This window comes from Acinetobacter sp. CFCC 10889 (assembly GCF_003268395.1).
Lineage (GTDB): Bacteria > Pseudomonadota > Gammaproteobacteria > Pseudomonadales > Moraxellaceae > Acinetobacter.
In genome coordinates, this window is record NZ_LQXQ01000019.1 from 63,464 (window position 1) to 76,519 (window position 13,056).

General features: G+C 37.7%; 10 protein-coding genes. 2 read left to right on the forward strand and 8 right to left on the reverse strand.

Translation table 11 applies throughout. The features are described from left to right. Nucleotides 1-136: 136 nt before the first annotated feature. Nucleotides 137-2,866 (forward strand): DUF2339 domain-containing protein, encoded by a 2,730-nt coding sequence (locus AVJ19_RS09230; protein WP_111859440.1) that lies wholly within the window; start codon nt 137-139, stop codon nt 2,864-2,866. 115 nt (nt 2,867-2,981) lie between these two features. On the opposite strand, the gene AVJ19_RS09235 is transcribed toward AVJ19_RS09230, so the two are convergent. After that, nucleotides 2,982-3,920, reverse strand: a complete 939-nt coding sequence (locus tag AVJ19_RS09235) for a mechanosensitive ion channel family protein (RefSeq protein ID WP_111859441.1) — start codon at nt 3,918-3,920, stop codon at nt 2,982-2,984. Nucleotides 3,921-3,929: 9 nt separating this feature from the next. Then, complete coding sequence (locus tag AVJ19_RS09240; protein ID WP_111859442.1) at nt 3,930-4,751, reverse strand: hypothetical protein; 822 nt, start codon at nt 4,749-4,751, stop codon at nt 3,930-3,932. 100 nt (nt 4,752-4,851) lie between these two features. On the opposite strand from AVJ19_RS09240, the gene gspE reads away from it, so the two are divergent. Next, nucleotides 4,852-6,339, forward strand: coding sequence for a type II secretion system ATPase GspE (gene gspE / locus AVJ19_RS09245; protein ID WP_111859443.1), 1,488 nt, complete (start codon nt 4,852-4,854; stop codon nt 6,337-6,339). Nucleotides 6,340-6,407: 68 nt separating this feature from the next. On the opposite strand, the gene AVJ19_RS09250 is transcribed toward gspE, so the two are convergent. The 6 genes from AVJ19_RS09250 to AVJ19_RS09275 all read right to left on the reverse strand — a co-directional run bounded on the left by AVJ19_RS09250 (nt 6,408) and on the right by AVJ19_RS09275 (nt 12,868). After that, nucleotides 6,408-8,594 carry a hypothetical protein gene (locus tag AVJ19_RS09250; RefSeq protein ID WP_111859444.1) on the reverse strand — a complete coding sequence of 729 codons (2,187 nt, stop codon included), beginning with the start codon at nt 8,592-8,594 and terminating at the stop codon, nt 6,408-6,410. 177 nt (nt 8,595-8,771) lie between these two features. Continuing rightward, nucleotides 8,772-9,197 carry an organic hydroperoxide resistance protein gene (locus tag AVJ19_RS09255; RefSeq protein WP_111859445.1) on the reverse strand — a complete coding sequence of 142 codons (426 nt, stop codon included), beginning with the start codon at nt 9,195-9,197 and terminating at the stop codon, nt 8,772-8,774. Nucleotides 9,198-9,329: 132 nt separating this feature from the next. Next, complete coding sequence (locus AVJ19_RS09260) at nt 9,330-10,154, reverse strand: carbon-nitrogen hydrolase family protein (protein ID WP_111859446.1); 825 nt, start codon at nt 10,152-10,154, stop codon at nt 9,330-9,332. Nucleotides 10,155-10,179: 25 nt separating this feature from the next. Next, complete coding sequence (gene gigB / locus AVJ19_RS09265) at nt 10,180-10,710, reverse strand: anti-anti-sigma factor GigB (protein WP_111859447.1); 531 nt, start codon at nt 10,708-10,710, stop codon at nt 10,180-10,182. A gap of 113 nt (nt 10,711-10,823) precedes the next feature. Continuing rightward, nucleotides 10,824-11,792: an RsbU family protein phosphatase GigA gene (gigA, locus tag AVJ19_RS09270; RefSeq protein WP_111859448.1), complete on the reverse strand. Its 969-nt coding sequence runs from the start codon at nt 11,790-11,792 to the stop codon at nt 10,824-10,826. 146 nt (nt 11,793-11,938) lie between these two features. Beyond that, nucleotides 11,939-12,868, reverse strand: a complete 930-nt coding sequence (locus tag AVJ19_RS09275) for a VacJ family lipoprotein (protein WP_111859449.1) — start codon at nt 12,866-12,868, stop codon at nt 11,939-11,941. Between the last annotated feature and the right edge of the window lie 188 nt (nt 12,869-13,056).

The following is a 13,056-nucleotide window of genomic DNA, read 5'->3' on the forward strand; positions in this document are numbered from 1 at the left end:
CGCTATTGTACGTGATTTTTCGCAGTTGCGAAGTGACAACGGTGTTGCTTCTGTTACTGAATATCTGACGAATTTAGCGAATGAGCAGCTCAGGCTGTTGTATGATCACTATACTCAGGAAAGAGACACATGTGATATGCCAAAAGGGCAAAGTGAAATTCGGATCATTTGGTTAATGGTATTGACCATTGTGGCTGTGGCAGCGTGGTTTTATGAGGCGCATGTCATCACTTATCTGTGTGGTCTTGGCTTTGTCATGAGTGTGATGCACTATGTCGATGCTTTGCAAAAACCATTGACTGATCTTGCTGCGCAGCAAAATATTCCTGTGCAATTTACCTCCAAAGTACCCCTGTATATCTCATCGATTTTTGCTGTGGTGGGGATGACTTTGCATTGGAGTTGGCTGATTGGTTTGGGGCTGACGAGTTGGATTTTCTTTTTCCTGCGTTGGCTCAGGCGGCTTGAACGCTATGTCCAAGACATTCAACTTCGTTTGCAAAATATGGTCAATTTGCCTGTCGTACAGTCTCAGGGTAATCTTGCAGAATCATCTGAAGTGGCGACAGATATAACAACAGCTACAACAAGCACTCATACAGAGATCAGCTTTGTTGAACAGATCAAGCAATGGGTTTTTCAGGGTAATCCTGTGTTAAAAGTGGCGATTTTAGTGCTTGTGATCGGCATTATTTTATTGCTGCGTTTTGCCACTGAACATTGGCAATTGAGTTTGAGCATTAAGCTTGCCATCGTGGCGGCTGTGAGTTTTGCAATCACCGCTTTGGGCGTATTTTTACAACCGAAAAATCGTAGTTTTGCTTTGGCGCTTGAAGCTTTGGGCTTGGCAGGATTGTTCCTGACCTTATTTTTTGCCTATTACAATCATGTCGTTCCCAATATTTATAGTGCAAGCCTATGTTTTGCTGTGATTATGTTGTTGACCTTGTATCTCAGTTTAAAACAGCAAAGCATTGAATTGGCATTGATGGCAATGGTGATTGCTGCGGCTGCACCATTTACACTGCCTGTACGGGCTGCGACTGCGATTGAATTTGTGGCTTATTATTTGGTGATCAATCTTTGTGTGGCGATTTTAACCACATTACGCCCTTGGAAAATTCTCAATCAAATTGCATTTTTAATGACGGTGATTGTGGCGGGCAGTTATGCTTTTATTCATGGGCAAATACAAGAACGAGACACTTTAGCGATATTGGTCGGTGCACATACAGCGATTTTCATTTGGCTCGGTTTTCGTTTTAGTCAGTTATTGGCAAAGCAAGATGTGGAGCAATTTAAACTAAAACCCGCTTTGGATATTGCACTGATTTTTGGTGCACCGATTGTGGGTTATGCGTTTTTATATCTGATGTATTTTGAAAAAAGTCTGTGGCAAGCGGGCTTAAGTTTGGCATTTGCTGCACTATTTGCCGTGTTATATGGTTTGGCAAAACGCAATCAATCTGTGCAGTTAATTTCACAAAGTTATTTTAGTTTGGCATTGATTTTTATCAGTTTGATTCCACCGATTTTGTTGAAAGAAGAATGGAGTGTCATTGGTTGGGCGCTTGAAGGTGTGTTGATTTTCATCTTTGCGCTATATCGCCAATCTACACTAAGTCGCTATCTTGCGATTGCATTGTTGATCGTGGCAGGTGGATTGAGTGTGTATTACTTGGTGGAATTAAGCTATTTCCCAAGTACGATGTATTGGGCATTGAGCTTCAGTTATTTCGCTGTGGTTGTACTCGCCAATCTGCATGAAAATTTCCAAAAACAAATGACACATTCAACCATTGTCTTTTTTAGTTTGCTGTTACTTGCTGCAACCACGATGTTGTTTGTGTTGTTGTTTGACCATTTTGACGGAGAACATCAATACATTTTGGCTTTGTCTGTGGTCAGTGCCTTGTATGTGATACTGAATGAAGTGCTATTGTGGCGTAAAGCAACATGGTCTTGGCTGATTCCCAAATGGGTTGGTGTGATTCCTTTGTATGTGATCGGATTGGTCTTTGTGATTGATCGAAGTCATTTGGGGATGATCGAATGGTATTCTTCATGGGAAAGGGTTGCTGTTGCAGTCACAGGGGTTTTGCTGAGCGTGTTGTGGTTGCGCCCTTCAGCAAGTGTACAATTGGAAAAAGAATGGGTGAGTCTTGGGACTTTACTGAGCCTGTGCTTCAGCAGTTTAAGTCTTGTCCCTGCGATGCCCTATATCAGTGTCATGATTTTACCTTTGGTCTTTTGTGCATGGTGTTATAGCCAAAAGCACAATGAAAATTGGGCAATATTTTGGCAAACCCGCAGCAGTTTAGTGTTGGTGCTGTTATGGATGATTTGCTCACAGTTATTTTCACAACAAGCCTTTGAATATTATGTATTGCCAATTCTCAACCCATTTGATTTGATCAGTATTGCGATTTTAGTCGGTTTTATTTGGATGCTGAGTTTACAGCTCAAACAAGGCTTGGATCGGGGCATTATTGCGATTTTATCTGTGCTTAGCGTGCTGTGGCTCAGCAGTTATGTGCTGCTGCGTGCTTTGCATGTATATTTTCAAACGCCTTATAATGAATTGGCGATTTGGGACAATGCCACCATTCAATTGAGTTTTACTTTGCTGTGGGTCAGTTTGGCATTTGTAATGATGCGTTATGCGAGCCAAAAAAATCTGCGACCGTTGTGGATTTTGGGCGGCAGTATCTTAATGTTGGTGACATTAAAATTGGTACTGCTTGATTTATCGCATATTGGTACATTGACTCGTGTGATTTCATTTTTGGGTGCAGGTTTTGTGATGCTGATTATTGCGTATATTGCACCGATTCCTGAGACTGAAAATCAGTCTTTACCCTCTTAAAATAAAATCATGGATCAGATTAAAGCTCCTTTCTGATTTGAGATGAGGAGCTGATGGAAAATAAAGAACGGGAAATGGTTGGTATGAAATATTCTGATTGATGATCAGAAATATTTTACAAATGTTTATTTTGCTGTTGCTCGTGTTTTAACTCTTGTGCATGGGCATAGACATCAAGATTTTCATTTTCCAAACCATCCTGCTGACTAGGTGGACGATCCACAAAGCCAATTTTCGGCACTGGAATTTCGATTTGATTTTCCACAAAACGATTTTGAATCAATTCATGAATTTCATCTTTCACTTGTAAATAATTATTTTGTTTACACCACAAGGTAAATAGAATTTCAATCGAAGACTCAGCAAAAGCAGATACTGTTACACGTGGTTTTGGATCAGCAAGAACCAACGAATAATCATTGGCAAGTTCGATCAGGACTTCACGTACTTTATTAATATCTTCTGTAAAATTAATTGCAACAGTAATCGACAGGCGCCGTATTGGAAATTTTGAAAGATTGTGTACGGGTGCTCGAATCAGTTGTTCATTGGGTAAACGGACATAGACATTGTCCATGGTTAAAAGTTTAACAGACAGTAAATCAATCGAAATCACTTCTCCCTCAATGGTATGTCCTCGAATTAGGGTAATTTGTATGGTATCGCCAATTTCAAATGAACCTTCACCAATGAGAAACAAACCACTGATCAAGTTGGATGCAGACGTTTGGGAAGCAAAACCTAATGCAACCGTCAAAATCCCTGCTGCACCTAAAAATACACTCAGTTTAAAGCCAGCTTCTTTTAAACTTGCCATGACAAAAATCATGAAAATGAAGTAGAAAATTCCACGTCGCCATACCAAACGTTGATGTGCATTAAAACGAGCTCCAATCGTTCGAATAAATGTATTTGAAATAATCCGAGCCAATAAAAAACCGACAAAACATAGGACAACTGCCACCACAATTTCACTGAGGCGGTCGGTGTTAATATTGGTAAAAATACCTTTTAAATTATCAGCAATGTCTTTTGGAATATTACTTTCTGCCATGCTGACCTCTTAGAAGAATGAATCAAACATATTAAATAATGCACCACCTGGTGAGCGGGGTGGATGTACATATACAACTTCACCTGCAAGTGGTGGCGTGCGATTTTCGATTTTAACTCGAGCAGGGCGGTCATCACCTTCATAGATGACTTTAATTTGCGATGTCCAAAGTCGCCCAGTACTTTCACTATAAAATAAAGGCAAGGCAGGCACAGGTACATTCATACGGTCAAAGCGTAATTGATGGCTACTAATATTATGGAAAACAATCGGAGTGACTGCCCGAAAAGCACGTGGTCGTAACAGATTCAATTCAGTTCGACCATCGACAGCAGTGGCATAGCACATTTCCCCATTACGATGGTCAGGACCAAACCAAGTGTCTTTGGGTAAAATCACAGGAATATCAAAGAGAGGTTCTTTTTGTGCTTGGACAAAACCTGCGATCCATAGTGGTGTGCTGATATATAGTGTGCCTCGTTGCCCTGCGGGAATATAAATCGGGTCTACAGGGCGAATCACCACTGAACGATCCGCCAAACGGGGCATGAGCTGAAAGGTATTATGTGTTTCCCTGAACATATAGCGTTCAACATGCACAGGCTGCGGAAAGGCGAAATGCACATCATGGATGCAACCCCATTGCTGCTCATAGTCATATTGAAACTGGGGGCGATAATATTCCAAACGCCATTCTTGCAAACCACGTGTCAAACGCATCATGGTAGAGCCAAATTGCCATGCTTTGGACTGATTTAACTCAAATTTTTGCTCCCCCCACCATTTCAGATCAGGAAGTTCGGGTTCTAGATGTTCATTTTTTATGGACAAAAGGCTTCATTCCTCTGATCATTTCTTTAAAAAACAGACTTCACGCTGTCATGCGCTTAGAGTACACTCAAAACAATTTTAATCATTCATATAAGTTGTAATGCAAGTCCTTAAACAATTACAAATACCCTATAGTTTTGCAAAGCGACATGGTGTGCTGCTACGCTACGAAGGCGATCAAGTGTTTATTGTTCGCCGTGAAAATACGGCACATATTGCCATTCAAGAAGCCCGCCGCTATTTAGGACGTCCTGCACACCATCAATTAAGTTCTGAAACTGAGTTTAATCAACTGCTCAGTTCAAGTTATGCGGGTGAAACAGGTGAGTCGCAACAAGTTGCAGCAGGACTTGAAGACCATCCTGATTTATTGAGTTTAGCAGATCAAGTTCCTGAAACAGAAGACTTGATGGATCAAGAAGACGATGCACCGATTGTCCGCTTAATTAATGCATTATTGTCTGAAGCCATCCGTGTCAGTGCGTCTGATATTCATATTGAAGCTTTTGAAAAGAAATTATCCGTGCGTTTACGTGTGGATGGTCAGCTACGTGAAATCGTCCAGCCACGCCGTGAACTTGCACCTTTGTTGGTTTCACGTATTAAAGTCATGGCAAAACTGGATATTGCCGAAAAGCGAGTTCCGCAAGATGGTCGTATTTCTTTGCGTCTTGCAGGGCGTGAAGTGGATGTCCGTGTATCGACTTTGCCATCGTCACATGGTGAGCGTGTGGTGATGCGTTTGTTGGATAAGCAAGCTGGGCGTTTGAACATGACCCATTTGGGACTCATGCAAAGTGATTATGATCGTTTAACGACTTTGGTGCATCGTCCACACGGGATCATCCTCGTTACAGGTCCAACAGGTTCGGGTAAAACCACCACACTTTATGCTGCACTTTCTGACCTAAATGATGGATCTAAAAATATCCTGACGGCTGAAGATCCGATTGAATATCAGCTTGAAGGGATTGGGCAGACACAGGTCAATACCAAAGTCGATATGACCTTTGCTCGTGCCTTAAAAGCTATGCTGCGTCAAGATCCCGATGTGGTGATGGTCGGTGAGATTCGTGATCTTGAAACTGCGGAAATTGCAGTTCAGGCATCGCTTACAGGTCACTTGGTGTTATCAACACTGCATACCAATACTGCGATTGGTGCGGTGACGCGTTTAAAAGATATGGGCATTGAACCGTTCTTATTATCCAGTTCTTTGATTGGTGTGATTGCACAGCGTTTGGTGAGAACGCTTTGTTCGCATTGTCATACGTGGCGTGAAGCGGATGATTTTGAAAGGGATGTGTTTAAGCCTGTTTCATCTGAACCGAATTTAAAATTACCTGTGCCAAATGGATGTGATCATTGTTCGCATACTGGGTTTACGGGTCGTACTGCGATTTATGAAATCGTCCCGATCGATGAGCAGATGCGTCGTTTGATTCATGGCAATGCTGCTGAATATGAGCTTGAGGAATATGCGCGTCGTGATGCAGGTTCGATTCGTGATGATGGTTTGCGGAAAGTTTTGGCAGGTAAAACCACGATGGAAGAGGTTTTACGTGTCACCAATGAAGCAGCAGAGTGAGGAAAAGTAAACTTACTGAATATTTAAAAAAGTGAAGTTAATTAACTTCACTTTTTAGCCATTTTAGATTAGCTAGAGTTGCTTAAAGTTTTTAGGTCACTATATAAGGTTACTAAATGATTTTCTGATAGATCCATTAATGGTTCGTACATAAATGAATTTATATGTAAGTTCTCTGCTGTCATTAAATTAACTCTATCGAAGATTTCAATTTCATTTTTGTTGTTAGGAAACTCTTTTTTATATTGACCGATTATTTTTCCCGTTTCCTTTTTCCAAATATTTGTGTGAAAAGTTGCATCACTAATTTTACTAATGATGTACTCTTCAGTCTTAAATCTTATAGCTATCGATAAACAAAGTTTTGATTTTAAGTCTAAAACTGGTTCAGTAGCTTTATTTGCTTCAATTTGTTCCGCTATTTCAAAAATTAAATCATAAATTTTTTTATTTGGATTAGGCAAAATTTCTGTCATACCAAATACAGTATTAAAAATTGTTAAAATATCTCCTGTTGTATGTTCTTTTGTTTTTTTTATATTTTCTGTCGTATGTGCAGGTTTAATATGTAATAACGAAGTTAGTGTTAAATAATTAGAATTCGTTGTTCCAATAGTGTATTCAATTAAATTTCTAACAAATGGAATACAAGAAATAAATGATCGTTCACAAGTATGGAAATTAGCTCTTAGTTGAGGAAAAACATCCTTTTTCTCCCCTTGTACTAATTTGATCTCACTAATTGATTTTATAGCTTTAAAATTTCCATTCCATTTATTTACGCTTTCTAAGCGATTTATAATTGTTTTGTAAAAATCAAAATTATGCGTAAGAATAATTATTTTAAACTTTTTATCGTCTGCTATGTCTTTTAAATATTCAATGATTGCGTACTTATTTTTATAATCAAATGAGTCAGCAATGTCATCAATTATGAATAATTGGTCAGATGCTATTTTTCTTCTTGTTTCAATTTGGAAGATAATATTTAATAGATAAAAGACTCGTTGTTCTCCAGTACTTAAACTTTTATTTATTTCTACTCCACCTAATTCTTTTGTATAGTTCCCATCCTCATATATAAAAACTAAAGAAGCAGGTTCATTTTTTAAAATTACATCTTCCTGGTTTTTAACTTTAATTTTAAAAGGGACTGTAAATCTGTTTAGAAATATATCAATAACTTTTATCCAATCATCTTGTTCTTTCTTTGCTTCATTTGTAATTTCATCGCGTCTAGTTTTAGTTTCATTATAAATTTTTATAAAGATATCAAATTCACTTTTGTGTGATGCAAAGTAATTAAATATAAGCTTTTTTTTAAGGTTTTCTAAATTTAAAAACTCAATAAGAATTTCTTGATTTTCTTGAATATAAGCCCTAAATCGACGGAGATCAGCATGATTGTTAAGAACTTTGTCAATTTCATTGAATTTACTAATGAGATCGGGGTTATTTAAAACTTTATCTTTTTCTGTTTTAATTGTATCTTCTAAATCACTTGCATTGCCAATTTCAAGACCATTAATTTTTACTTTATGTTCAGCATTAAAGAATCCATTATCTTTCAAAGCTTTTGTTATAGTTTCAGCATTATGATGATTAAATTCTCCTCTTTTAAATACAACTGAACTTTCATCAATGAGTTTATCATAAACTTCAATATACTCTTTGATTTTTATATTGAAGGATCTATCAGATAAGAATTTAGTTGCTTTTTCATTGAAGATCTCACTGAAAACTATATTAGTTAAAATAGGGCTCTGAATACTGTCAATTTCTGATTTTTTACTTTCTATAAAATTGTAAATATCCATTTGAAAGGTATCGAAAATAGTTTGTTCAATTGCTTTTTCAGTTAAACCAAAATAGTGACGAATAGTCTTAAAAAATTCTTTTTTTGTTTCATTTAATTTTATATGAATTGAGTCATATTCAGTTTTTAGTGTTTCATTAGCTAAAATAGTTGAGGCTTCTTTGAAGTCAACATCTTGCATTCTATTTATTACAAATATTTCTTCTTTAGTAATATTCCTATTATCTATAAGAACTGATCTATGATTTACCCTGTCACTGAAAATCCTATCTTCTGATGGCTTATCTAATGAAATATCTTCAAATGTTTTAGCAAATGATGATTTCATAGCTCCATTTTGTGCATAAATGATTTGTACTTGAGATTTTGTAAAGTCAAAATTATGTTGTAATTTTTTAATTCCGTAACAATTTTCGAAATGTATTGTTAATTGATTCATTTTGGTGAGCATTCTCTTCAATTAGTATTTCTTTGAGTATTTATAGAGTGTTGAGCTTCTATACATACCTTAGCGTTCTAAAATAAAGATAGACTATTTGAAAATAAATAGGAATATTTTATCGAATATAACTTATTAAAATGCCTAAATTTTTAACTTAGGCATCTGTCTTTAATTTCAAACAATCACATTCAATGTCACATCAATATTGCCACGCGTTGCATTAGAGTAAGGACAAACGATATGCGCAGCATCTACCAATTTTTGTGCTTCAGCTTGTTCCAAACCCTCCAAATGAATATTTAACTTCACTTCAATCCCAAAACCTGTAGGAATCGGACCAATACCGACTTTACTCTCGATATAAGCATCAGGTGTAATCTTTAAATGATCACGGTTGGCAACAAACTTCATCGCACCTAAGAAACACGCAGAATAACCCGCAGCAAAAAGCTGTTCAGGGTTTGTTCCACCACCTGCACCGCCCATTTCTGTTGGCACTGCCAATTTTACATCTAAAATATGATCCGAAGAGGTTGCACGACCATCACGACCACCTGTTGCTTTGGCATGTGCTGTATAAATGACTTTTTCTAAAGACATGATTATTTCCCTGTTATGGCTTACAAATTTTAATTGGAATAAACATCCTGTCTGAAAATGCCGAAAGAATAAGCAGTGTTTTTGTAAATTTACAATGGATTAAAAGGTGAGGCGAAATAAAAGTGATTGGTTTTAATATTGCACTAAAACCCGATGTTGCATCAAAGGCATAGACGCACGAATTGCTTCTTGCTCTGTTAAATCAAAAGGCACAGTTAAAAGTTGCGCACCTTCTTGATCCGTAATTTGCAAAATTTGCCCACGGCTATTACTTGCACCTGCATGTCCCCAAGTCTGACGTTTTTCACCATGCCACCCTTGTTGCGCTGCACCCAAAACTTGACATTGACTGTCCATCGCACGGGCTTGAAGCAATAACTGCCAATGCATTTCACCTGTGGTATAGGTGAATGCAGCAGGGGCAGTCAGTATATTTGCACCTTGCGAACGTAGTGTTAAAGCCAGTTCAGGAAAACGTAAGTCATAACACACCATTAAACCGATATTGCCAAATGGTGTTTTTGCCACAACCACATCAGTCCCAGGCTCAAAGAATTTCGATTCCTGATAACCGCCAACCGCATCACCGACTTGCACATCAAACAAATGAATCTTGTCATAACGTGCTTCGGTACGTTCGGGGCTGATACACAAGCTCACAGTACGCACCCGACCATCTTCAATAATCGAACCATCAGGACGGAAAGGACAAGGTAAAGTCCCTGCAACAATCCAAATTTGGTATTGATGGGCGAGATTTTCCAAACGTTGTTGAATGTCTTCAAAACGAGCCGCAGTTTCGCGCTGTTTACCTGCTGCGAAACAGACGAAATTTTCAGGAAAAACAATTAAGGATGCACCATCCGCTTTACTCTGTTGGATCAACGACTCAATTACACCGAAGTTTGCTTCAATGTCATTTTGCGAGTTCATTTGAACAACAGAAAGTAAAGTCATGATTATTCCTTATTTTATTTAAAAGCTAAGCATTGTGCTGTGGCACAGATTGAGATGCACATTCCATGTCATCTTGCTGTTTTTCGAGTTGTTTTACTAATGGTTCAAACATGTTTTGATTATTTTCGTTGAGTTTCATTAGTGTTTTATGTGCATCTAAGACCGTGGTTAACATGGTGCTATGATTCACATTGTCATCAATCAAAGCATTGGTGCAAACACCTGGGTCGCCACAATAATTTAAGATGACAAAAACCTGCCCTAAGCCCATGCTATTGGCAAGCGTCGTAATATCTGGATTTGTTGATAGCATGACCGCTTGGATGTGATGGACTTGTTTCAGCTTTAAGCCTAACTTCGCCAGTACACCTAAAACTGTACTATCTATAAATGTGGTTTGGGTCAAATCAACAATAGCGCCAACGACGTTTTCTTGCTGTTCAATCCGTGCCAAAAGTTTGTCTAAGCTTATACAAGATTGGGCTCGCACTTCACCAATAAGTTTGAAAATATGCGTTCCATTCAAGCTTGCATATTCAACATGACCTGTTGACATATAAATGCCATTTGCAGAGAAGGATGGGAAAATTATCACATAGCGCAACTCTATACTCAAGTATTGATGGGTTAGAGAATAGTCTATATTGGATTAAGCTGTTGAATAATAAATTAATTCATTCTTCGTAAACTAAGGATGGCAATATCATCAGCAACATGATTTGGGGTTTTGAATGATTGATTTTGCAAATGATAGACTAATTGAGAGAATTGTTCATTTAAGCCACCTGTATAAGGTTCAAGCGCACCATCTGAACAAATAATAAAACGAGCGTGACGGTTTAACACCAACTCAAACTCTTCAACCTCAAGGTCTTCAGTTAAGCCTAAAGGAAAACTACTGGTATTTAAAACACGAGGTGCTTGGTTTGGTTCAAAGATAATCGGAGGAGGGTAATGTCCTGCACTCGACCATTTTAAAGCATGTGTTTCTAAATTTAAAATCCCTGCAATCATTGTAATGTGCTTTTCGATATTTTCCTGAACCAACATGCCATTTAACTTTTTAATCAGCTCTCTTGGTGTTTTGGAACGACCATGAAATGCAGCCATCCAAGAGGTCAATAAAGAACTGGTGACGCCATGCCCAGAAACATCAGCGAGATAAAACATAATTTCTTTATCACTGATTTTCCAATAATCGTACCAATCTCCTGACAAATAAGCAGAAGGTTTAAATAAAGTCTCTACTTTATAATTTTGTAGTTCAATTGGATTGGGTAACAGCTTTTTTTGTAATTCGGCAGCAGAAGGTAGATCACGGCTATCTTGATTACGTTTATATTGTGCATCTATTTTTAATAAGGAATGTTCAGGGTGAGCTGGCAAACGTGTCCAAATCCAACCCGCTAATGCACCTAATTCCCAAGCTTGCGACAAGGCAGTACCTTCATTTTCAAATGCGATCGCAACAGTGGGTAGATTCCATTGATATTGTAAATAGTCTTGTACATCTGCAATTGCAATTACAGTAGGATCATATAAGTGAATATCTTCAATATTGATCATTTGCAGACTCGGAAGGGCATTTAGGACTTTGTCTAAATTCGGTATGGTACGAGTGGGCTGAATGAAATACATAAAGTTATTCAATGATCCTAATGCAAAAGCTGATATATCTGAATATATGTTAGACGATGTGAAATAGATAACCAAGAGGTGTTGGCATATCTAAGAACATGCCAACACAAGAGAAGTTTTACAAAATATGTGAGAGCAAAATTAAATTATTGCTCTGCATCGGTTGATGCATCATCTACATCATCATCAACAAAAGAAATTGCTTCAGCATCTAAGCCTTTTTTCTTGGCAATATTATAACTTTGACGTTGTAAATAAATATCACGAATCGCTGCATATTTATCACCTTGCAAAGCACCCTCAAATTCTAAAAGACGAGAACGCGCATTAATGCCGCCAACAACACGATTACCCCAAATTAAACCAGTTTGATCATTGTGATCCATTGGATAAGTCAGCGGATTGGCATAGCCTTCAGCAACATAATCTAAAGAATTACGTAAAGTACTCGGTCCTAAAATTGGTAACATTAAATAAGGACCACTTGGAATACCATAATAACCCAAAGTTGTGCCGAGGGATTCATCTTCATTTGGCATACCCAAGCGTTTTGCAGGGTCAGCAAACCCTAAAGAGGTCACTGTATTAATAGTAAAACGACCTAAAGTTTTTGCTGCACGACTAAAACGACCTTGCGCCAATTGATTGACCGCATTCCAAGGCTCACTGAGATTTTTACGGAATGAGCTATAAGAGCCACGAACATCTTCAGGTACTTTTTCTGAATACTGTACAGCAAGTGGACGTGCAACATTACGATCTAACATATCATTAAATGCAAAAACTTCACGGTTTAATGGTTGTAAAGGATCTTTGACATCATCAGCTTGTGCTGCATTTGCATCAACTTTTAAATTTTCAACTTTGACATACTTTAATTCTTTTAAAGCATCCAAGCGAGGATGTTTACTGTCAATTGAATTTTCTGTTGTTGTAATAGCTTCATTGCCCTCTATAGTCTGGGTGGCATTAGAGCTTTCCTGAATAAGAGATTCTGAAGATGCATCTTGAGCAAATGCCGTTGAGGTCAAACCTATACTGAGCAGACTTGCCCATAGAAAATTAAAACGATGCATATAAATTCCTAAATTTGAGTTCAAAGCAACAAATTTTGTGATTGAAGCTATTCTAACAGTAGTTTGACAGTATGTATTTAACTCAAATCACCATAAAAGTGAAAAAAATAGTAGAAATTTGCTTAAAAAAGTGACAACCAAACCATAAAAGTGAAAAAAATATAAAAAACTTAAAAAAAGGGGTTGCG